Raw genomic sequence first — 23,784 nt, 5'->3', positions numbered from 1 at the left:
GACAAAATCATACATTTATATGTAGTTTTTAAAATATTAAATCTATCTAAAATTTTAAATACTGTTATTATATTTGAGTCATTTTCCTCAACCGTGGCCTGACTGATTTGCCTGAGGGGGCAGCGCCAGTACTAGGAGCCCGAGGAGGCTAGAATGTCAGATTCAAACACACCCCGTAATTCCGGCAACGCTACATCTGAAATCGAAGCGTTAGAGCAAGAACCTCTTCTTGCTGTAGGCCAAGAAGCCACAGAGCTTTCGATTGATTTACCCGCTGTTGGTACCTCTCAATCAATTACTGCGCAAGCTGGACAGCGTTTACAGTTAAACTTTGATGCAACCCAAGCTGCAGCAGTCGTTGATGGTCAAAATCTGGTTTTAAACTTTGACCTTAATGGAGACGGCACACCAGAAAGTAGTATCGTCTTTGAAAATCTGGCTGGTGAATTTGGCGACGGGAACGCTCCTGTTCTCGTTATTGATGGAACTGAAGTCGCAGCAAGTCAGCTAATTGGACTTGTACTGGCGCAAGCTGGTGATCTACCTCTTGAAACTGCTGCAGGTGCAGGAGCAGCCGGAGCAGCTGGCGGTGGCGGTAGCGTCTATAGTGAAGATACCGGTAGCGTGATTGATCTATTGATTGCACAAGGTGTCATTGGACCAACTGAACTTGATTTTGGTTTGCCAGGTGCAGATGATGAAGTTACCGATCCAGCAGAGGGAACATTTGACGTTACCTTTATTACAACGTTCACAGAAGTACCCGATTTTGAAGGCGGTATATCTGGTACTTTTGCTGGAGGCTTTGAAGACTGGCTACCAAACCAGAACCTGCCAGGCGGCGATTTAAACAAAGATGACAATCCTTTTGGCGGCGAAGGTGGTGAAGACTCTCTTGAGCTTGCTGCAGCTCCTATGCAGGTCGTCTTTACTTTTGTTCCTGCAGATAATGAGACCTTGGACTTTGTGGTTATGGACGCCTTACCAGACGGCGCGCGTTTATTTATTGGTGGTTCTGAATTAGGCGATGAATATACTGGCACCTTCCCTGCTGTTATTTCTCCTGACAACTTTGATGATGTCTTTATCCTCCCCCCTCCAGATTCAGATGAAGATATTATTGTATCCGGTACGGCGGTTATCACCGATCCAGATTCAGGTCTGTCAGCAGTCCTTCCTTATTCAGTTGAAGCCATTATTGATGCTGCTGCGGATATGCCATTGTTATCTCTTGGACGTGATGACGGCGGCGAAGGTGGTGAAGGCGGTGAGCACGAATATCCTGACATCCAGATTAGAGACCAAATCAAAGACATCCCCGATGATGATGACAATGAAGTCTTTTTGGATGGTGGTAAAAATGGTGTCATTGGTGAAGAAAGCGTCATTAAACTGCCTATTAATGCCGAGCTTTGTGACAAAGACGGTTCCGAAACGCTAACCCTTGTCTTATCTGGCATTCCTGCTGGATTTACAATCAACGAAGATTGCACAAAATTACCTGAAGGCTGGGAAATTTTCGGACCGATAACACCTGATCCTGTTCCTGATGACGGCGGTGAAGGTGGTGAAGAAACCCTGCTTGCGGAAGAAGCAGGCGAACTTGTTCAATATATAATTCGCTATACAGGTGATCTTCCTGACCCGGATGATCCCGACCTTGATCCGTCAGAAACAGTGGACTTCACAACATTCGGCGGTCTAGTTGCCTTCAATACCAATGATTATACGACAACCGGTGTTGATGTAGAGGGCGGTGAAGGTGGTGAAACACCAGTCATCACAACACTAACAGATGAACAATTACCAACTAGTCCTCAGGAACCAGAAAACGGTGGTCGTTATAAAGAAGGTCCTACTCATACAAATGGTCCGGTTGTCATTACTGTTCAAGCTATCGCTGAAGAACAGGAAACAGATGTTGGTACAGATGAATTAACGCTGGAAAACAATACCGCCATTGCTGAAAGTAGCTTCATTTTTGATATCAAAGAAGATGTTCCTGATATTGTTCGCTACGCAAAATTGTATCTGGATGAAACAGAAGGTGTGCAGACATCCGATGAATGGCGTGCTGCCAATGATGTCCCCGGCGTTTCAGATGCACAAACTATTTTGGCAACTGCAATGGCTGCTGATAGTGCAGTCGGTGGTGAAATTGTCAGCCGGGGTTTTACATCAATATCAGACGGGTTGAATCTCTACACTGACGGCTCGAATGACGAAGTAGATGGTTCTGATGGACCTTTAGATACAGATAGTCCTTCAAGCCCAAGCTTCTCCCCCCCTGACGATCTCGAAGATATTCGCTTTATTGACTATGACGGCGCATACAGCGGTGTAAAAACAACTGATGGCTCACATATTAATCTCTACTCTTCGGACTCAGATCCTTCTGTTATATATGGACGGGTCGGTGGCGAAGATGGTGAACTGGCTTTTGTCGTAACAATTGGTGCTGATCTTACAAATGGTGAAAATGACGTAGATATCTATGTCGAACAGTATCTGTCACTCAAACATCCAAAGACCTATAGTCACGACGAAGACATCAATACAATGAAACTAAGGTTCTTTGCTGTTGATGATGAAGGCGACCAGAGCAATATCGGAAAACTGAGAATCAACTTTGATGATGACGGCCCTAAGATCGGTGGACATGAATTCCTCTGTGTCGATGAAACCGATTTTGATAATAGCGCGGTTATTTCAGATTCAGGTGTATTCGATACCTTCGACTTTGGCGCTGATGGTCCAGCCATTGACGATATTCGTATCAGTATGTTTTCTCTTGGCACCATCAGAACATCCGATGGGAATCATCCTGTCAGTACGAGCCAATCCGGAGATACCTTAATCGGTACAGCTGATGGCGAAGAAGTGTTCAGGTTCACGGTTAATCCGGATGGGTCATACAGTTATGAGCAATATGAAGCACTAGAACACTGGAACCCTTATAACCATAACGAACCAATTGGTATGAAGTTTTCCGTTCGAATCAAGGATGGAGACGGCGACAAAGCTTACGGCAACGTCCTCCTCAAAGTTCTTGATGATGGTCCTGATATTGGTGGTCAGGAAATGGTAATGGTCGATGAGACTGATTTGAATACCAATGTATCTATCAAAGATGGTGGTGCTTTTGATATCTTTGATTTCGGTGCAGACGGACCACAAACTGACTATGGTTGGTCCCCTCATAATGATGCCATCAAAATTTCAACGAACACGAGTGGTATAACAACCGCTGAAACAGACACTCCGATTACCACATCACAAAGTGGTAATGTGCTCACTGGGTGGACTGGCGGTGAAGTTGCCTTCACCTTTACAGTAAATCCAGACGGTACATATGAATACGAACAGTTTATCGCTCTGAAGCACCCAAATACGAATAATCACAATGATCCCTTGCCCATGAAATTCTACGTCAAAATTGTTGACGGAGATTGGGATTATGACTGGGGTTCGGTCGATGTCATTGTAAAAGATGACGGCCCGCTTGCTCATGATGATGAAGAATGTGTCACCGAAGTTGAAAAGGACGCCCAGCCGCAAAATATCGGTATTGTCATGGACTTCAGTGGGTCAGTCAGCAATAGCGATCTGGCCACAGAAATTGCCAGTGTAAAAACATTTATTCAGACGCTTTTTGCTTCCGGAGCAAGTGTTTCCGTAACACTGGTGGCCTTTGGTGATAATGCTGCAAATCTTGGTACCTTTACTGATCTTGCTTCTGCAGAAGCCGCTCTTGATGGAACCAGCCGTGGCGTCATTAATTCTGGCGCGACAGATTATGAAGCCGCGATGGAGATGCTCTTCTCTGACAGTGGGGGTGATTTCGAGCATGTTCCGGGTTCCAATAACCAGATCTTCTTCCTCAGTGACGGAGAACAGAATAACGGTGCCTCACCGCTAAGTAATGCATCTATTGTGCTAGACAGCGGCGGCAAAGCCGACCTTCTGGACGGCGACATCGGCTTTACAGCTGTGGGTATAGGCAGCGGCGTTCAGCCGAGTGATTTTGTCAACTTCTTTGATGGCAGTGTTGTTGCCAATGATGGTGAAGTTTTAAATGCCGCAACCTTCGAAGATCTGGCTGACGTCCTTGTCGGTACAATTGGTCTGAGTAACAGCCTTAGCGGTAATGTTGTCAATAACGACGATGCTGGCGCAGATGGTCTGGACCGGATTTGTGGTATTGATATCGATGGTGTCAGCTTTAGTGTTGATGATGATGGTGTCCTGACCGGACCAACAGTGGGCACACCTTCTGCCACTTATGATGATGGCAGCAAGCTTTTGACCATCACAACGGCGAAAGGTACCCTGGAAATCTATCTGGATGATCAAGGTGGCAATTCAGCTGGTGACTATACTTATACAAGCCAACCATCGGTCATGCATGGTGCGCCGGGATCGGCAACAGATGATGAAGTCGAAGATATCTTTACTTACTCTATCCTCGATAATGATGGCGATAAATCATCAGCGGATCTCAAAATCCGTATCAAGGACGATGAACCTGTAGCCGTTGAGGACAAACTCAACCTTGTTGCACTACCGGGCGAAACACCACCGCTCAATATCGGCTTTGTTATTGATGAAAGTGGATCCATTGGCCAGTCAAACTACCAGACACAGGTTAATGGCGTTCGCAGCTTTATTGACAAGCTGGTAGCAGAAAGCACTGCACTGGAAACACTGGCATTTTCACTGGTAACCTTCGGAACAAATGCCGAAGACTATGGCACCTTTGTTTTTGATGGTTTCGCTGGTGGAACGCTTAATCTTGATGATTTCAAGCGTCTTAACAATGACGGTACTCTGTCATCAACAACCCTGGATGATCAACTTACAGCAATTCACGGTGCTTATGACGGTTCAGGTTCAACAAACTATGATGCAGGAATGGTGTCCATGTTCGGAACCAATTCAGAGTATCTGGACAATCCTGTAACAGCCTTATCATCCTTTGAGAACCATCTCTATTTCATCAGCGATGGTGAACCAAACGATACCAGTACAAGCAACAATGATGAAATCGATAGTAATATTGCCACAGCAATTGTCGACAATAATATACAGGTAACAGGTATAGGAATTGGTCCGAGTTCTTCGGTTGAAGACGGTTTGGAGGATTATTTCCTCAATACAGGTGGCGGCGATGCTGTTAATCCTTCTATCCCGGCGAGCCTGTATAGCTTTGTCAGTGTTCCTGACTTCAATGACCTGGCGGATGCTTTGGGTGGTACACTTGGTGGAGCAGAAGCCAGTGGTAACTTACTTGCGAATGATCAACCGGGTGCAGATGGATTTGGTGCAGTTGCCATTACCGAGGTTCTTCACGATGGCACAACCTATACTGATGCCGGGGACGGTAGCAGTGATGGTATGATCACCATCTCCTCAACCAAAGAAGGCGGTAAGCTTGTCGTCAATACAGCTACAGGGGATTACACCTATACCGCTCCGGGATCTGTAAGTGGTGATTTTGAAGAGGTATTTAACTACACCATGGTTGATGGTGACGGTGATCCCTCTTCTGCAGATCTGAAAGTCTGTGTAACTATGCCAGAACCAGTTGATGCAATTGACGATATCATTCTGACAAATATCACATCCGGTGATATTCACATCCCGGATTCAGCATTGCTGTTTAATGATGAAATTAATTCAGGTACATCGCTGACTGATGTCGATAATCCAGTAAACGGAACGGTCAGCGAAAGCGGTGGTGTCGTTACCTTTACACCGGACGGTATGGATATATCCAGTCTCGGATTTGGATCAGGTAGCACTGTTCAGACAATTTCTGAGAGATCATATGGATCTGATGGCTATGATTACCATAATCATCGTTATTATGATCATGTCGTTGGAAGAGATCGTAATAGCGATAGAGATACTTCCGGTAATAATCAAGCAACTCGATTAAATCGCTCAAACTGGGTTAGAGATGGAAGCACACCATCAAATGAAGTTGTTCATTTGCTTGATATAAGAGGCCGGATTAAAGATGCTAGAGATGGTTCAGATAGACGGTTTGATCGCGATAGTTATCAAATTGCACTACTTAGTGGGGAAACATTCTCATTAGAAAGCTTTAGTGGTAACTCAAACCTAAAAGTTGTTCTTTTTAGCCCCGTAGGATCAGTTATCGATTCAGACTTTAACCCCGGAGAAAGCTATACAGCGACAAGTTCTGGAAACTATTACATCAGAGTCCAATCCACAGACAATATCAGTAACGATTCTGATCGCAGCCGCTCCTACGAAGCAGAGCTTTCAATTGAGAGTACAGATATTGTCCAAGTTCAAGACGGCGCGTTTGACTATACAATATCGGATTTAATTACCTCTGATACAGCTGAGGTATCCGTTGAATATCAAGACGGTTCTACTATTACTGGAACGGATGACGGGGAAATTCTCGTCGGTGGTGATGGTGATGATACCTTAATCGCTGGCGGTGGGAACGATACTCTGATTGGTGGTACTGGCTCGGATACACTAACTGGTGGTACCGGCGCAGATACTTTCCTCTTCTTCGGTCAAACTGTTGGTACCGACGTTGATACCATTACTGACTATGACAAAGCCGAGGGCGATATTCTTGATATCAGTGACCTGATTGTCTTTGACGACAATACAGATGTTGTTGCGAACTTTGTACGTGCTACAGATACAGGGGCAACCACGTCACTGGAAGTATCTAGCGATGGCGTGACTTATACAGAAGTTGCTGTCATGGAGAGCATAAATGCAACAGATATCCTGACAGTCGTTCTGGATAATGATGAGCATATGATTGTTGTTGGATAAGCTCTAACATCGATCAAATAAAAACCCCCGCTGTTAAAGCGGGGGTTTTGTGTTGTTTATTTCGTATCCACCCTATGGTCTGAAAACTTTCCAACCATCATCCGTTTTTAACCAAAAAGCGCCCTGAGAAATTGTAGTACGCCCAGTCGCAACATCAGTTTTTTCTTCGAACTGAATTGGTCCCTGATCTTTGCTGTTCACAACCTGATAGGCGCGACCGCCCAGAATTTTATTTACCTGAATGCTTTTGGATGATTTGACCGTGTACTTGCCACTCAGTAATTCAGCGACCATCCCCTTGATCATTTCCGGTGGCGGGCCACCCGCTAGTGGTAAATCTGTCATCATCGGCTCAAAGAAAGCTATATAAGTTTCTGTGTCGCCGTCGGCGGCGGCTTGATACATAACTTCAATCGCTTCGAGTAAACCATCATCAGTCGTTATTTCGCCAGTCAAGTAACTGAATGCCGGTTGAGCTCCGGCTTGAAAAGTGGTGCTTTGTTCCCCTGCTCCCTTTTGATGTAATTCAGCCAATACATTCTGATTTTTACCCGGCTCTTCTGGAAAATCCCCCTGACAAGCGACAAAAACCTCTGCACGGCCTGTTGCCGCGGGATCATCCGTAACCAATTCAATTTGGAAATCGTTATCGCCTTCAAACAGGAAATTAGCCGGAATTGCGTTAGAATGGGGTCCCTTGTGATTAATGAGAATTACATCGTTAACCCGGACAGTTAAAATTGCTGTATCACTTCCTTGCAGTGCAACAGTTGTGATTTCATTACACGCGTGAGCTGACATTGCAGTTATCCCTATTGATCCCATTGTTACCAGAGCCAAACAAACAGGTTTTATGCGTTTAAACATGATACTTCCTTCTCATTCCTGGCCTTAGAGCCTCACTACCTAACGGCAGCACTTGATGTTTTGTTCAGAACTAAGTCGGAGCAATAGGAATAATGGTTCAAATAAAAAAATTTTCTTTTATTTTATTGTTTTTAAATAAAATAAATCAGATAAACACTAACAAGTGCCTTTAAGTAATCCTGCCCCATATACAGGATCGTGCCCGGGATCGCCGAGATCGATCAGAGAAAAAGACAAAGCCCGTGATAAAACCTGACGGGAAATTTTTGGATTGTTTTTCAGGATAAGAGACGCCACAGCAAGAGCGTGAGGCGTTGCGAAGGATGTACCGGATACATAAGCTCCTTCATTATCCGGAACTGCTGTCCAGATATCCACGCCCGGCGCAGCAAAATCAATAAAATCACCTTGATTAGCATCGCGATAAATTCTTTGCAGGGAATCAATTGCAGTAATTGAGAAGATGCCGTCTATGGCCGCAGGGTAACTTCTAGGGGCTTTGGGACCTTGATTGCCAACACTTGAAAAGACAATTGCGCCCTTCTCTAACGAAAGACCAAATCCTTTGTTTAGCACCCTGTTCGCTGTTGCTGTGCTGAGGGAAACATTAATCAATCGAACTTGATTAGAGAGTAGCCAATCCAGTCCCTGCAAAACAGCAACCGTACTGGCCAACTGATCCCCTGAGTTTGAGAGCCTTAGAACCACAGCGTTATATAAAATTGTCCCGGGGATCAAACCTTGATAACCCCGTTCTTGATCATTCCCGATCAAAATAGATCCGATTGAAGTTGCGTGGCTTAAGTCAACGGTTTGATTACCTAAAAAATTACGAGATACAATTGACTGCCCAACAAAGGCAGTATGGTGCTGATCTATTGCACCATCCAATAAACCGACGGGGAAACCAAGCTGTGTAGTTTGACACCCATTGTCCGGGTCCCAGCCAATCGCCTTTTGTGCGTATAAACGTGGTTTGGCAGAAGACGTCAGGTCATTATTAAAGTCGATCTCGGCATCCGGGAAAACTGCTCTGAGTTCCTGAATAACAGTGGCAGCATTTGTTGCACGTGTCTGAATTAAAACCGACTGTAAAGCATTTAGGTTATATACATCAACAACGGGTAACCCTCGTCTTTGAAGCTCTGAGCGTACCGGGTTTTCCTGTGTACTTTCCACAAGAATAATGACATCCTGTAAAGTAGATCTATCATTAGAGACTGTATTATTCGATGGACAAGTTCGAACACTCAGCCCCGTTTCATCAAACACATGTTCTTTATTTTTTTGATAGAATACGAGATCATAAGCAGTATTTAACTCAATATTCTTTTTAGGTAGATAGCTTGAAATCCTCGTCTGACTTTTGTTTAAAATTTCCAGCTCAACCAACTCGCCAGCATTATTTAACCCAAGACGGTTACTCTTTGGAATTTTATCAAAATTCACGCCCTGAATGGTGAGTATCGTTCCCGGACGAACACAACTTGCCCTGAGGCCTGTAAAAGTGATTTCACCAGGTTGTACGGTCTCTGGCTGCGTAGGGCTGGGTTGACGATCAACAGGGTTTGGGTTCCCCGTTGCTCTTGCGTTCGCGGGTATTGGTGCTGTTCCCGGTAACGTAGCAGCAGGGTCAGCAGATGTTTGCGCAGGTAGATCTTTTGGTGATCCGACTGAAAGCAGCAGGAAACCAAGGAAAGTTAAAGAATAGCGTAACATCACTTCCCACCACTTTCCCCGCCGTCTCGTTGTACGGTTTCCACCAGATTTTTATGGGCCTGAAGCTTTGAAATAACCCCATCCGGATCTTTTGATACAGAAAGCTTGTAAACGCCCAGTGCAGACGGTCCATCAACGATACGGGCATCAACAGCCAACAAGAGCTCACGAATGTTTTCTTCCTGCGCCTCAGGCACAAAAGTAACCGAGAGTATCGGACCACGAATGTGCGCGATGTTGCCACCACTCGCTGCAACCAGATCATTATTCTGCTGCCAAAGCGGTACAACATAAGCAGTTTGAACAAGGAACATCATACAGGCCGCAATCGTTGCGATCCGCCAAACACCACTTTTGACGTTATCATTCTGTGGCATTTTTTGTGATTCAGTGGTTCTTTCTTTCACAAGATCCCGCTGTAAACGTTTTAACCCAAATTCACCCGGAGATACTCCAAGATCCTGATTTTGTACTTCATCTCTCATATTTTCCAGAAAAGTACATTCATCTCGAAGGACCTCATCTTCAGCCAAGGCTTTTTTGACGACTTCAAGCTCTTCGCCCTCAAGGGTTCCATTTACATAGAACGGCAAGAGCTCTTCAATTTCCTTTTTCATGTTCAGCCTCCCATACGGTTGGACAGGCAGCGTTTCATCGCCTGTTTGGCATGGAACATACGGGTCTTAACGGTGTTTTCCGGACAGTCCACAATCAGGGCAATTTCTGAATATGGAAGGTCTTCGAAAAACGCCAACTGCATCACGGCACGTTGTACTGCCTTTAAAGTATCAAGACAAAACTTGATATGATCACTTTTTTCAGCAGTCAAAAGACACGCCATTGCATCAGGACTATCATCCGCAGTTTCCGGAAAGTTGTCACTATCCATTGGTATGTCTGTTCTTTTACGCATCCGATCCACCGTCTTGTAATACGCTATTCCAAATAGCCAGGTTGATACTTTTGAACGCCCCTCAAAGGTTTCGGCTTTGCGCCAAACCTCCAAGAAGGTTTCATTTAGTATGTCGGCTGCTTCGAATGAATCGTTCAATTTTGATTTAATAAAAAGATACAAACGTTTTTCAAACAGATTATAAAAATCAGCAAAGGCGGATTCATCGCCCTTGCTGACACGTTTTAGTAAAGAAAATGCTGTATCGTTTTCTGTCATCAAAAAAGATCTCTATGGCATAAATATCAATTGACGGGGCGAAGACCCAATAACCCGTCCTTCTTTATCAAAAGCACGCAATCGCCAGTCATAACTTTCACCAGATGTCAGGTTATCCAGAGAAAAAGCGGACAGTTTGAGTTTTAAATCCTTCGCGGATACAACTTTCCCTGAAACCACTTTGCTATGGCCCGGATTGAATATTTCAACCTGATAGGCAAGAGCACCGGGAACATTCTCCCAAGCAAAAACAGTATCCTGACTAACTCTTACTCCATTTCCAGGGCTGAGTGTTGTCAGGTTATCTTCGGGTCTATTGGTTGTCCCTTCCAGAACAAAGTACCTCAACACAGGAAGTTCAGCGATACCATCCGCATTTTCGACACTGAATGTCAGTAGATAAAGACCGTTCTTAGCCGTTGGCAGTGCCGGACTTACTATCCGGGTCCGACCTTGCCCAGAGCTTACAACCTGTTGACGCACTACTTGCAGGATACGACCGCGTGCACTTCCAAGGCTTGCTGTGGGATCAATGATCCGCCATTCGCCCTTTAAAAGACCACTACTGCGGAAGTTTATCTCTGCAATAGCCCTTCTAGTATCACCCTGGGCGATAACATCTGTTCTGGCATCATTGTCAAAACGCAGATCAATACGATTGATACTGAGCGCACCGCCCTGACCTGTCCCAGCAAAAACCGAAAGCCTTGCCAAGCCTGTTGTTTGTGTGTCCGTAAAGGTTCTCGAAATCAGAACAGATCCTGTGGGGGCTTCTGCTATTTTTCTGGCCAAAGCAGGAGAAATAGAAAGTACTTCGCTAAAACGTAGTGTTTCACTTTGCGCCGCAGCCAAAGATGATTGTTTCAACAAAGTACCGCCTAAATTCGCAACAGTAGAGCCATTAATTTGAAGAACAGCATTTGTCGAACTGACTGGAACAGTGGTCGGAGCCGTTGGCTCAAACCTTGTAACATTCCATGTCAACGAAAGAGCTGATGCACCTTTAACATTAACATTTGCACGTTGCGGCGTAACGGTAACCGAGGTTACGTTCGCTTCGGCAACCATTGGCGCGGTTAGACCCGCCCCGGATATAACACCCGAAACCAGAACCGCCTTAATAGCTAAGCGAAAATGGTGCTTTAACGCGCAGAACCATGTAGGCCTGATACTCTGTTTCATTTTGAGCACTATCTGTGTTTCCATTGAATTCCTCCATTGATCCTCTCAGGGCCAATGCCAAACCTGGGCGATTGGTGCGAGGTTGAAGGAAGGTCCATTCTACCTCGCTATTAACGATATGACTATCAGATGAGTCGCCGCTACCGTTCGCAAGGTTCAAATTATAATCAATATTTAAGTCAACTTTATCTGGAACAAGCTCTGCTGTCGCCCCCAGATAAAGGTTTGTGCTAAAGCTGTTTTTATTTGTATCAAGGTCCTCAAACACCCCGAATTGTGTGCCGCCATTAACATCCAGCCGGTCTGAAACAATCCACCCAACGTTAAAACCAGTCAGATTGTTGACTGTATCACTTGATACATTGGTATAATCATCAAAACGGGAATAGCTATGGGATGCAGACCAGTACCAGTCATCATAGTTAGCACCGCCACCTAATGTAATAGAAGATGACAGATTATCTGTATCACCACCATCATAGCCAACTGGCGTTTTAACACGCCCCAGGCTGGCTAGATAACTGTTCATAAAGATATAGGGTGTTCCTAGCCATTCTGTTGATCCCGTTTGTTGATCAAAAGCATAGTTAAGACCAAAATCAATACTCTCCAAACGATCTGTTGGAACATTTGCGAAATCATCAACGTTATTGGTTTCATGTAATGCATAGAGGTTTGCGGATAAAGCGCCCCAATAGAGGTTTGTATAAGCGGAATAAGCATCACGATCAGAAACCAGTCCCGGGTTGGCCAGGCTTTCAAAGAAAGTATCAACGCGGTCATACCCAAAGCCAACGTCAATATCCAATGCGTCATCCCATACAATAGGTGCCTCTTCAAACAGACCATGTTCGATCAAAAACGAAACAGCATCACTGCTATCTTTTGGCGCATCCCCATTATCGCCATCCTGATCAAACAGGGCGTGAGCGTATTGTGCTTTTAAACGGGTTCTATTTTGGCCAAAGCTTTTTTCCAAACCGACGCCCCATCCAGAACCAGAGGCAGCACTATCCAGATCGGAAAGACCGATACCACTTCCCTCGCCCAAACCATCGTAATAAGTGCCAGTTAACTTCAATGCATCGACATCGGTGGAAAAAGGCTTTACGGCCAAACTAACGCCCTTAAGGCGGTTTTCCGTACTGTTAAGGCCTGTTAGATCCGCGGCGCCAGAGACAGATTCCGTACCAAAAGCAAAGCCCTGTGCTTCCACCCTGCTGTCACTTGTACCAAGTCGTGCGGAAACACCGCGACGATAAAAATCAGAAACAAGAAGTGTTTCCAATCCGGTGTCATGATGGCCGAGTGAAAAACCACCGACTACGGTATCGCCCTGATAATCAGCATTTACGTCATATTCACCCAAATCGATCGTACGTTCAGTCTGAGCAAAATCAACATCACTTTGCACCAGGTAATTTGCATGACCATCCACGGTCCATTTTCCGGCGGCAAAACCTGTGTTGATATCACCACTACCTGATAAAGTTGAACGATTGGTGGCATGCCCGATATTTTGCTGTACAACACGTCGACTGAATTCGGTTAATGTATCAGCCCGAAAATAAGCCGAACGAAGTAACCGTTCTGCCATTTCAATTTCAGGGGTGCTTTCATTCAAATCAGAAACATTACCAGCAGAGCCAGTACCATCATCAGCTATCGTAAAAGTCCATTGCTGCCTTACCTCTGACGTACCATCAGGATTTAACGTTACCAATTTCAATGTGTGTTCATTTCCCTCAAGAGCCTGAAGAGGCTTGTATATAAAATCAACACCATCAAGGGAAAGAAGTGACGTAATATCAATACCGTCCAACTCGACACCAAGTTGTGTCAGAGTTATCACATCCAAATCATCCGGAAGATCTATTAGTATTTTTGCATCAGATGTTTTAGGGGGTGTAAAATCTGCTACCCAATCTGCCATGGCTGGTTGAACGCAGAAAAACGGCAAAACCATTGCCGCTATCAGAGGTCCAAAACCATACTGCATCTTTTTTCTAATTTTCAAACGCACGCCTGATGTTCCCCAAGGCAGACTTCGTACAATTTTACACCAAGATACTATAGAAATCAGTATTTTGAACAATAATCCAAAGTGTATCAATTGTATCAATAAAAGCTGAACTCATTTTCAACTACATAATAAAAGAGTAGCAGAGCCTTGTTTTAGGCCCTGCCACACTCCGTTCATCTAGGCTTATTGAGGTGTTTGAATTATCAGACGTTTAGGTCTTTGTGTTTTGGGTTCAGCCTTGCTCAGAGGAGCTCGCTGAGGTTTTGTTTGCAAGATTGGCTTAACAGTTGGTTGGTTTGCATTATCCTGGCTTTGGTAACCACCTGCTTTAGCTCCACCAACATTTACATTCACTTGTGGCGTACAACGATGCTTAAAAGTCGCCGAACCGAACTCTTCCCAAGGTCCATAACTATCACTGTTTTGATCTTTGACCTGAGCTTCAATCGTCAGTGCATGTTCGTAGGTTTTATTAATCGTCGCCCACCACTTGAACTGATAATGATTGTACATTTTATCAATCAAAGGATAGTCAAAATCAAAGTGCCTGTTTATCTGGCTTTGAGAATCATAACTGCCGAGATAAACGTTTGGAAGCACGTAGTTACCTTCACTATTCTCTACGATAACTTTAAAACGCACAGTCCCTTTACCTGCTCCTTTGTAGTTCACACGAATTTTAGGATCAGGCGTTCCTTCGGTACATTTCCCGATGTGATGGGGCATATTAGGTTGGAATGTTGCCTGATTTAAAAGCAAAGACTGATTGTTATTGTACTGCGGATTATTACCCATCTGTCCCAACTGTGCGTTTAACAGAGGCTTATCTGTAAGCGTGGGATCTCCCTTATACTTCACCTGTATTGTAAAGTTTTTCGTTTCAAAGCCTGCTTTAAGTACAGCCTCGCTAAAAGTCTTTGATTTTTTACACCATCCAGCAAGAGAAACAGGTCTTTGCAATACAACTTGCTGATCATTTTTATAAAAATCAACCTTGGACCCTCCCCCTTGTAGATGGGATTGTAATTTCTTATTGAGCTCTTCTAGAGCGTTAACACGAATAGCCGGATGACCATTCTTTATTTGATTTAAAGGCACAGTAAAGATTTTATCATCACCGCCAGCACTTTCGGTCACCCATTTCCCAAAACCAATACGGGTTTTATAACTAACCACAAAATTACTCTTATTATAAAGACTTGATCCTTCATTGATTTTATCACCAGACATACCGAGAGGGCCAAAATGAATATCAGCGTGACTAAAATCCATTGTTTTATCATCGCCACACTGTACAAACCCAGCAGCTTCAATATCAATAGATGATTCCTGAACCTGTAAATTGACATTATTTACAGACTTACTTCCTGAAGCATTTTCCACATTAATAACCGCCGCATACCCAGGAAAACTTAAGTCAACATTCTGTACATACTCAGAATTTCCGCTGGATGCCGCAAAAACAGTATTTGTGGTTATTACACTCATCCCAAGTGCAGCAGCACTTGCACCTAGAAGTATTTTTTTAAATCTATTCATTTTGATCTCCTGCTTTATCAATCTACGTTTTCGAGCAACGCAATGTTGTCGTTACAGGGTCTGACGGTATGAAAACGGGAAAGGTTCAAAATGAATTACAAAAAATTTCAGATAATGTTTTTATATGTATCTGATTGTTCCCAAGACAGACGCCCCGATGTTCAGATAAATAATCCAAAGCATCGGGGCGTTATTCTAAGTGGTATATATATCAATCGCATTTCAGCTAAGGTATCTATTGTATCAGAGATACCTTCAGGAAACATCAACCGTTCATAGGTGTGCAGATTTCGATAAGCGTCCCGGCTGTATCACGTAAATAGGCGACTGTCTGTCCCCATGGCTTACCATGAGGAGCCAAAACAGTTACCGCGCCAGCCTTTACCGCATCATCCCACTTTTGGTGGACTTCCTCGGTCACAAATACCATGGTTTGGCCAAACGGCAGACCTTTGACAGTTAATTTCTGATAATCTCCCTTAAAACTGTCCTTCCCCATTATATGAGAAGCAATACCAAGAATAGCGCCTTCGGTTTCAAGCTCTGCATAGAGCAAAGAGTCATGCTCTTTGTATTCCATACGAACTTTCAGATCGAACGCCTGTTGATAGAAATTAAGAACTTCCTGAACATCTTCTACATAAATAACAACAAATCCGAGTTTCATAACAATCCCCTTTTCCTCACGCTTAATAAAGAAACAATACCCATAAAAACCAGTAAGTCGTTGCGCCATAAAATCAGGTTCAAAATTTATATAAAAATATTTTTGAACCATTCAAACCTCTGCCTCGACAAACGTTACAAGTTGTCAGAAACGAAAGAATAAAGTGGAGTTTACAATGATTACTTATTGCACAGATATCAAAAAATCAGGAACCGACAATTCAAGAGACTGCTATACTCTTATTTTTGCTGATCTTTTGGATGATGTTATTATTGATCAGGAAACTCAAAAAGTTGATCCAGTGCCTGTAATCAGAAACTCGAAAGGTTGTAATACGATCTCTTCAAGAGAATCTTCCATTCGACTTTATAATCTAATTGATAATCATGAACTCATCGAAAACGTATGACTTCCACAAAATTTAAGTCTGTCAGGTACATGTTCGGTTCGTTGATACAATTGAAACCATTAACGATGCATTTTTGACAACAAACACACCTATTATTGCCTAGTTCATAAGTATCTGAACATAGAAAAGCTTGAAAACTTTAGGAGTGCACAATGCAAATTGTCGGAATTTTATTTGCAGTACTATTTACAATCATTGGTACTGGCGCACTCTATTTGTATAACGCTCAACAGCAAAATGCTAACAATCTTGAATCTAACGGCGTAAAGGTCATTGGTACCATTACAGATAAGAACGTCAAAACCAGATATAACTCTAAACGACGTAGATCAGAAAACTTTGGATACGAAGCCTCTTATAGCTTTGCTTCCAAAGACCAAGAACAATACTTGGGAAAAGAAACCATTTCACCAGAAACATACCAAAACATAAAAATTGGACAAGAAGTACCCGTTTTCTATTTACCAGAAAATCCCGAGATCGCGACCATATTTGGTGATAGCTATAGCGCAGGTGCAGCGTTTCTAAAGTGGATGAGTTGGAGCATGTTTAGTCTTTCAGGCTTCATAGCATTTCTTCTATTTCTTGCCCGTATAAGAGTATTTGGATAATCATAGTAATACTAGAAGGCTTTTATAATGAAGAATATAATCACTAATAAAACAAATATTTTCAGCGCCTTACTGATAATGACTTTACCTTTATCATCAGTAACAAAGGCAGATCAACAAAAGCCCGCAGTTCACAATGCAAGCCAAAAATGTACCTCAGATAGATATGTACAGCCAATTGGGCAGTTTGCTGTGGATGTGTATTGTGATGATGCTCTCGGAACCAATATTTCAATTGTGAAGTTAAAATTTGATGCCCCGATAGTTGGCCCCTACACAACAACAAAAAGAACCTGGCAAGGCGGAGATTGGGCTTTCTCTATTACCAGTTTCATGTGGGGAAAAGATAAAAAATCACTTTATGTCGCGACAGAAGGATATAACGGTACGGGCAAAGCCTACTATCTGAATGTTGAAACACAATCCAGTCAGGAAATCTGGTCTATGTCTTCCGGGGATTGTGGAAGTGTATTGAAGGGAATGGATAAGAACAACATTATCCTTGAGAATATTCCTTGCTCTGGTAATCAAGCTCAAGAGGTTAAACTCCCCATTCCAACGAATTAATGTATCTGTTTTTTGATGAACAGGATCATCGGTAAAATCCAAATATTCGCCAAAAATTCATCCAGCTATAGATGAAGCCGTCCTGGTCTAATGGCCAGGACTTGAGGCGAAGAACAAGTCTGTTTTGTTGTTCACTACCATCAGGAAATAGCATCGTTGTAACAACAGAAGCTTTCGCGTCTTCATCCTTGGATTGAATGATATACGCTCCCTCACCGTAGAAATCTGCGACATATCTTTCAGATGAGATTTTATTCAAAACAAGTTTATCAGCCCTATCTGGCAAGATTGCACTAATTTCCCAATCTTTCGTATAAATAGATACGTCACTAATTGTAACCTTTTCAGGAATATCAGGCATGCCATCCCCGATACTCACATGGAGCTTAAACACAAGCTTCTGTCCTGTTCCTGTAAGATCAGTGATCCCTGTTTTTTCCGATATTTCCAGATCACTGACTGAAACAAAATCTACTGCCAGAGATTTGGCAAAATCAGCATACTGTTCACTCTTGTAGTGATAGTCAGGTTGATTATTCTCTCCGCAGCCAAACAGACTGGTCAAAACAAAAACAGACGCAAATTTCTTCAAACGTGTTTTTTTCGAGACATGGCTTTTTCTACGATCCGAACACATAGCCGATCCCCCTGACTGTGCGAATGATTTCTGGTTTTGTCGGGTTTGTTTCAATCTTTCGACGCAAACGAGAGATACGAAGGTCTATAGATCTATCGAACGGCTCCCATCCTCTATCGTGTGCCTGTTCAAGTAACTGATCTCGATTTAATACACGACCAACATTTTCAGAGAAAACACGTAACAAGCTAAATTCCATAGCCGTTATGGCAATTTCATTATTTTCTTCATCAAAGAGCTGTGCGCTATCAAGATCAAGTCTGCATAAACCAAACTTTACAGATCCTTTAGTGTTAGATGATACTTGCTCTGACAGCGTTCCGGGACGTCGTCGTAAAGTGGCCTTTATTCTTGCCTCTAATTCACGTAAATCAACAGGCTTGGCAAGATAATCATCAGCCCCCATTTCCAATCCGACGATACGATCAACTACCTCTGAGGCCGCGGTCAACATAATGACCGGTACATCAGAGTTACTTCGTAAGTTACGAAGAGCTGTCAATCCATCTTCACCCGGCATATTAATGTCCAGAATGACTAAATCAGGGGAATGCTTTTCTGACGCTTCGTGCATGTTTTTAGCATCAGCAGCTTCAATAATTTTATAGCCACGATCATTTAAATATTCGGCAACCATTTCACGTAAATGTGGCTCATCATCGCAGACAATAATTTTATAACCATTTGCACTCATGTAAAAAATTACTTCCCAGTTTTTTGAATAAGTGATCGCATCATGTTGACAAGTTCGTCCGGAGAGACAGGTTTTTCCAAGTGTAAGCATCCTGAATTTTCGATGAAATCCGCAACTTCCGGGCTCATTGAATCTCCGGTTACAAAAGCCGTTTTAGCAGCCATCTCAGGAAACTCAGCAGTAATCCGCTTTAAGAACTCTATACCATCTATACCTGGCATTTTTACATCACTTAAAATTGCATCGTATGAGTGCGATTTTAATTCTGAAAGAGCATCTTTAGCTGAATTGATTGCTGTTACGTCATAACCGTCTTCAGTAAGAATTTCATGAATGAGATCCGCGACATCGATTTCATCATCAACGACCAAAACACTTTGTTTTAAATGCTTTTCATCATGTAGATCAGGAGCAATTTTATTCTCCTCTACCACTTCAGAAGCTTTCATTCGAACGGAAAAACAAGTGCCGCCTTTTGCAGAAGATCGGAAGGATAGATTTCCATTATGGGCATCTACGATTCGATGGCAAAAAGCAAGTCCAACTCCCGTTCCGCTTCCAACGTCTTTTGTTGTGAAAAAGGGTTCAAAAATTCTGGCCTGTATTTCTTTCGGAATGCCAATGCCATTATCAATGACATCGACCACAACCTCACCTAACAAATCATCAAATGAAGAGCGAATAACTAACTTACTCTCTTCTCCCTTTTCAGACAGCGCATGTTCCGCATTTACAATCAAGTTGGTAAAAACCTGTGCCATCTGATCGTGATCAGCAGCAACAAAAGGCAGATCCTTCGCCAGAGATAAAGATATTTCTGCGCCGGATACTTTCAATCCATAACCGGCAACATCCAAGGCAACTTCGACGGCTTCGTTCAAATTACAGTTTTCAATCTGCATTGGTCGTTGCCGGGCCATAGCCAAAAATGTTTTTACAATTTTGGCGCAGCGCTCTGCAGCCATTGCAATCCGGTCAACTCTTCTTTTTACTTCGGGATCATCAGTTTTATCCTGTAACATCAAGGCATAACCCACAACGATAGAAAGCGGATTATTCAATTCATGGGCAACACCAGCGAGCAACCCGCCCAAAGCAGAGATTTTTTCATTTTGATGGGCAATTTCCCGCTGCTCTTCCAATTCTTTTTGCATTTGAAGCTGTTCGGTAATATCTCGCGTTGACGAAACGATGACATCCTCGCCCTTGTAATCGGTCACGCGCGCAGAAGTAAGGCCCTGCATAATGCTGCCATCTCGTCGACGGAACTGAACCCTGTAGTCATCCAATGTTCCACTCGGAAGCAAAGCTTTGAGATAATCTTCACGATCCTGAGGTTTGATGAAAAAGCTTTTAGCCGTTTCTATATCACCAAACCGATCACGTGATGCAGGCGGACAATATATAATTTTACCATCAGAAACCCTTGAAACCAGAAAGTTAGCGGGACATGCCTCAACAATTTTATGGAGCAACATATCCGCTTCACGACTAGCGTTTTCCATTTCTCTTTGCTTGGTAATGTCTTTTATCGTAACAAGGTATCCGCCACCTCCAGTTTTATGAGTAGAACCAAGAAACAAGCGGCCATCCGGGCGTGGTATTTCCAGATCCTTTTCATAACTGGTAATACTCAGAACAACCTTATCTATCCACTCTTCCAAAGAGAGGTCTGGTGGCAAAGTAAAGCCTTTGAACGAAGCAAAATCTTTGGTGATATCCCGTATATTCCGCCCCGGACGTAAAGCATCGCTATCCGGCATAACAAGATCTATATATTTCTTATTGGAAAGAACAAAACATAAATCAGCGTCATAGAGAGCAATACCAATATCCAAAGACTGGATAGCATCCAATAATACTTCAGAGGACGGCAGTGTTTGGGGGTTAGTTTGTTCGTTGCATGGAACTTTTAAATAGCAGGTTCCACCTTCAGCGGTTTTGTAATGTGAGAGCAAGAATGCCTCTCCGGTGAAGTTTTTCCGAACAAAGCTGCCATGATCAGAACCCCATTTATCAATAAGATCATTAATTTCTGACGTCGGCACAAAAGATGCTAATGCCTTTTCCAGAATAAATTTTTCGACCTTAGAACCTTTTAACGACCGTTGTGCCTCATCGTCGAGCGCCAAAAAGCTATCATTGATCGAAAGTAAATGCCCCGCGTTATCAAAGGTCGCAAAACCAGTCCCCATTTGAGATCCCATTTGTAACTCCATCTCAAAAATAGACTTCACTCCATCACCTTCTTTCATTTACGAGCCCAAATGCTGCGATTTATTCAGGCTAAATTAGAAGATGAAGGTATCTGTAAGATGTCTGAGTAATTGTTATTTGTATCAATTGTACCATTATCTATTCGTAATGGGTTTTGAAAAATTCAGCTACTTATTTTACCACAACCTAAAACGATGAAATAGACCAACAATAACGTGGTAAGAAACAATCACTCAAACAGGACATCAGAATGATACAAACCAAAGATACGCTCTATTAGAAATAGAATATTAGCTCTAATAAACGTCAGATAGCTTACTAAATCCGGGAGTATTAATACTGTGAAATCAGAATTTCTGATACCTGTCATTATCGTATCAATACATCTGATCGCTGTTTATTTAGGATGGCAAAATAGCTGGGCAATTATAGTTCCAAAATGGGTTTTACGAATTACCCTCAGCTTTTTGGCAATTTACTCTTCCTTTTGGGTATTAGAAGAAATTCAGTACGATATACGTCCCCAGGTACTTTTGGTTTTTCTGGTAAGTATTACGCTTTGCATTTCGGTATGGATTTCATCCTCACAGACCTTCATATGGAGTATCTTTACGATACAGTTTTTAATCCTTGGACTAGGGTCAACCTGGTTTGTTTTTTTCTTTAAAATAACGCGCTTATTCTAGAGACAAGCCAGTGCCATTCATAAGTTATAATTGTGTAAGATGGTGTTTTTCCAAAAGATCCACCAGTAATTTTCCGGCCTTTTCGCGGTGGATACGGTGAACACGACGCGCTGTGTCTGCATCTTTTGCTTCAATAGCAGCAACAACTCGCCCATGATCTTCGTTTGATTGTGCTGGCACGGGGCGAAGCGTTAAAGTCAACATGCGAACACGATGAGACTGATCAATAAAACGACCAACTAATTCTATAAGCCTGTTGTTACCACTCATAGAAACCAGAAGTTTGTGGAATTTTTCATCAGACAATGCCCAAGCTTTAAGGTCTTGCGCCTGCAAAGCATCGTCCATTTCCTGCACACTATCCCTCAGGGCCTTAATTTCATCTTCTGAATGATCTCTGTTTGCTGCTTGCCATGCAGCTGTTGATTCCAACCCGGTCAAAAGCGCATAAATCTCTTTCATATCAGAAACTGATATAGGCCTTACCTTCATACCATGACGGGCACGTACTTCGACAAGACCTTCCACTTCCAGCCGTGTCATAGCCTCACGCGCAGGTGTTCGGCTGATATCTAATAACTCAGCAAGCTCCCCCTCCATAAGTTGAGTTCCTGGGGGTAACTCATTTTCCAGAATTCGCCGCTTTAATTCTCTATAGGCTTTTTCTGTTAAAGAGATTTTTGGGGATTTTGATTTCTTTTTAAGTGTTCTTACCAATGAATTCCCCCTTTGTGTTTGAGCTATTTTTGATCAATTACACATCGTTTATCAAGACTTGTTTCTGCTATCAATTAAATTAATAAGACCTGAGCAAAACGCTTTAATCTGAGTAATTATAAATAAAGTGTGATTCTTTTGCCTTGGAGCAAAGGCTTTTACAACTTACTCGATGTTTCCCAAAGAGTCTGTTTGGGTTGTTTTGCCGTTTTATCCATAGGCTTTTTGGAACCTTGCTCCTTTAGTTAAATTCCATCCGATAGCCGCGAGTGTAAACTGAACATAGGTTCGTGAGAGGCCCATAAAGCGGGAGCGCCCCATTCCCCAGAGCCTTTTCATTGACCCAAAAATTGCTTCAACACGGCCTCTTGTAACGCCGATCTCGACATTACGGGCACGCTCTGTTGCTGAAAGCTTCCTGTTTCGATAACCTTTACGCTGAACTTGGTCGGTTATGCCTCGCTTTGCCATCCATTCCCGAACCTTTTGTGAGGAATAGGCACTATCGGCATAAAGCGCGGCCTCGCTACCATCAAGCAGACCAGTCAAGGAATTGATCTCGTGCTTATTGCCCGGCGTCAGGGCCGTGGCAAAGATAAATCCATCCTCGTCACAGTTCACAAATGCCTGATAGCCCCATTTGGCCTGAACTTTACCTTTTGCATTAACCTTCACATGAGAGCCAGCCTCAGGATCTGATTTTCGTAATCCGCTTTGTGCTGCCTCCACCAACGTGGCATCAACGATGGCGACACGACCCTCTTGAAGGATCACGTTGGATTGACTGAGTTGGTCATTAATCTGTGTAAGCACAGCGTCCAGATGCCCTGCCTTTTCCAATGCAATTCGGAAACGTCCAATGGTCGAGGCTTGAGGCACACCCTGATCCATCTCAAGACGACAGAACTTGCGAAACATCAAATCCCGAGCCAGTTGAGCCTCTAGCTTAACATCAGACAGATTGTGCCAAACTCCCAGAAGCAAAGCACGAAACAACGTCATCGCTGCATAGCCCGGGCGACCAGTCCGACCTTCTCCTTGCGGTAACAACGGTTCCAGTGCAGTCCAATTGATCAATACTTCTATACCCTCAAGCGCGTTAAGCGCAGGATGGTCCAAAAGGTCATGTGTGGCGAAAAGGGCGGGTTGAGTTTTGAAGCTTTGTTTCATAACCATTGTCGCGTCCTGAAATAAGTTTACATATTGGAGACTTATGATGGGACCTTCAAAGAAAGAGCGAGTAAAGCGTAGTC

At 43.2% G+C, this 23,784-nt stretch carries 17 protein-coding genes; 4 read left to right on the top strand and 13 right to left on the bottom strand.

Going from position 1 to position 23,784, the window contains the following annotated elements; translation table 11 throughout:
* Positions 1-153: 153 nt before the first annotated feature.
* Positions 154-6,825 carry a DUF5801 repeats-in-toxin domain-containing protein gene (locus tag BKB51_RS18615; protein ID WP_085902630.1) on the top strand — a complete coding sequence of 2,224 codons (6,672 nt, stop codon included), beginning with the start codon at positions 154-156 and terminating at the stop codon, positions 6,823-6,825.
* Between the two features lie 72 nt (positions 6,826-6,897).
* Here BKB51_RS18615 and BKB51_RS18610 read toward each other — a convergent pair whose 3' ends face one another.
* The 8 genes from BKB51_RS18610 to BKB51_RS18575 all read right to left on the bottom strand — a co-directional run bounded on the left by BKB51_RS18610 (position 6,898) and on the right by BKB51_RS18575 (position 15,993).
* A complete protein-coding gene (locus BKB51_RS18610; RefSeq protein ID WP_125933057.1) occupies positions 6,898-7,626 on the bottom strand; it encodes a hypothetical protein in 729 nt (242 codons plus the stop codon).
* Between the two features lie 222 nt (positions 7,627-7,848).
* A complete protein-coding gene (locus BKB51_RS18605; RefSeq protein WP_085902628.1) occupies positions 7,849-9,411 on the bottom strand; it encodes a S8 family serine peptidase in 1,563 nt (520 codons plus the stop codon).
* Positions 9,411-10,028 (bottom strand): zf-HC2 domain-containing protein, encoded by a 618-nt coding sequence (locus tag BKB51_RS18600; RefSeq protein ID WP_085902627.1) that lies wholly within the window; start codon positions 10,026-10,028, stop codon positions 9,411-9,413. The genes BKB51_RS18605 and BKB51_RS18600 overlap by 1 nt, the downstream gene beginning before the upstream one ends.
* 2 nt (positions 10,029-10,030) lie before the next feature.
* On the bottom strand, positions 10,031-10,582 hold the full coding sequence (locus BKB51_RS18595; RefSeq protein WP_085902626.1) for an RNA polymerase sigma factor: 552 nt from the start codon (positions 10,580-10,582) through the stop codon (positions 10,031-10,033).
* A gap of 12 nt (positions 10,583-10,594) precedes the next feature.
* A complete protein-coding gene (locus BKB51_RS18590) occupies positions 10,595-11,764 on the bottom strand; it encodes a hypothetical protein (RefSeq protein ID WP_125911880.1) in 1,170 nt (389 codons plus the stop codon).
* Positions 11,700-13,781, bottom strand: a complete 2,082-nt coding sequence (locus BKB51_RS18585; RefSeq protein ID WP_125911879.1) for a hypothetical protein — start codon at positions 13,779-13,781, stop codon at positions 11,700-11,702. Before BKB51_RS18585 ends, BKB51_RS18590 begins: the two co-directional genes overlap by 65 nt.
* Before the next feature lie 189 nt (positions 13,782-13,970).
* Positions 13,971-15,326 carry a hypothetical protein gene (locus BKB51_RS18580; RefSeq protein WP_085902623.1) on the bottom strand — a complete coding sequence of 452 codons (1,356 nt, stop codon included), beginning with the start codon at positions 15,324-15,326 and terminating at the stop codon, positions 13,971-13,973.
* 265 nt (positions 15,327-15,591) lie between these two features.
* Positions 15,592-15,993 (bottom strand): VOC family protein, encoded by a 402-nt coding sequence (locus BKB51_RS18575; RefSeq protein ID WP_158090282.1) that lies wholly within the window; start codon positions 15,991-15,993, stop codon positions 15,592-15,594.
* Between the two features lie 175 nt (positions 15,994-16,168).
* On the opposite strand from BKB51_RS18575, the gene BKB51_RS18570 reads away from it, so the two are divergent.
* The 3 genes from BKB51_RS18570 (at position 16,169) to BKB51_RS18560 (ending at position 17,580) form a co-directional block, all read left to right on the top strand.
* Positions 16,169-16,402: a hypothetical protein gene (locus BKB51_RS18570; RefSeq protein ID WP_085902621.1), complete on the top strand. Its 234-nt coding sequence runs from the start codon at positions 16,169-16,171 to the stop codon at positions 16,400-16,402.
* 152 nt (positions 16,403-16,554) lie between these two features.
* The gene (locus BKB51_RS18565; protein WP_085902620.1) at positions 16,555-17,013 is read left to right on the top strand and encodes a DUF3592 domain-containing protein; all 459 of its coding nucleotides are present in this window, start codon (positions 16,555-16,557) and stop codon (positions 17,011-17,013) included.
* 78 nt (positions 17,014-17,091) lie between these two features.
* Complete coding sequence (locus BKB51_RS18560; RefSeq protein ID WP_125911878.1) at positions 17,092-17,580, top strand: hypothetical protein; 489 nt, start codon at positions 17,092-17,094, stop codon at positions 17,578-17,580.
* 25 nt (positions 17,581-17,605) lie between these two features.
* On the opposite strand, the gene BKB51_RS18555 is transcribed toward BKB51_RS18560, so the two are convergent.
* The 5 genes from BKB51_RS18555 to BKB51_RS18535 form a co-directional block, all read right to left on the bottom strand.
* Positions 17,606-18,217 (bottom strand): hypothetical protein, encoded by a 612-nt coding sequence (locus BKB51_RS18555; RefSeq protein WP_085902618.1) that lies wholly within the window; start codon positions 18,215-18,217, stop codon positions 17,606-17,608.
* Positions 18,201-18,911, bottom strand: coding sequence for a response regulator (locus BKB51_RS18550; protein WP_085902617.1), 711 nt, complete (start codon positions 18,909-18,911; stop codon positions 18,201-18,203). The genes BKB51_RS18555 and BKB51_RS18550 overlap by 17 nt, the downstream gene beginning before the upstream one ends.
* A gap of 8 nt (positions 18,912-18,919) precedes the next feature.
* Positions 18,920-21,166, bottom strand: coding sequence for a hybrid sensor histidine kinase/response regulator (locus BKB51_RS18545; protein ID WP_085902616.1), 2,247 nt, complete (start codon positions 21,164-21,166; stop codon positions 18,920-18,922).
* A 672-nt stretch (positions 21,167-21,838) separates the two neighbouring features.
* The gene (locus BKB51_RS18540) at positions 21,839-22,531 is read right to left on the bottom strand and encodes a GntR family transcriptional regulator (protein ID WP_198946802.1); all 693 of its coding nucleotides are present in this window, start codon (positions 22,529-22,531) and stop codon (positions 21,839-21,841) included.
* Between the two features lie 210 nt (positions 22,532-22,741).
* The coding region (locus BKB51_RS18535) for an IS5 family transposase (protein WP_218044087.1) at positions 22,742-23,784 on the bottom strand (1,043 nt) is incomplete at its 5' end.

Source organism: Kiloniella majae (assembly GCF_002118315.1).
In the GTDB taxonomy this organism is placed as follows: domain Bacteria; phylum Pseudomonadota; class Alphaproteobacteria; order Kiloniellales; family Kiloniellaceae; genus Kiloniella; species Kiloniella majae.
The sequence above is the reverse complement of the archived record's forward strand: the minus strand, read 5'-3'. Positions and strand labels throughout refer to the sequence as shown.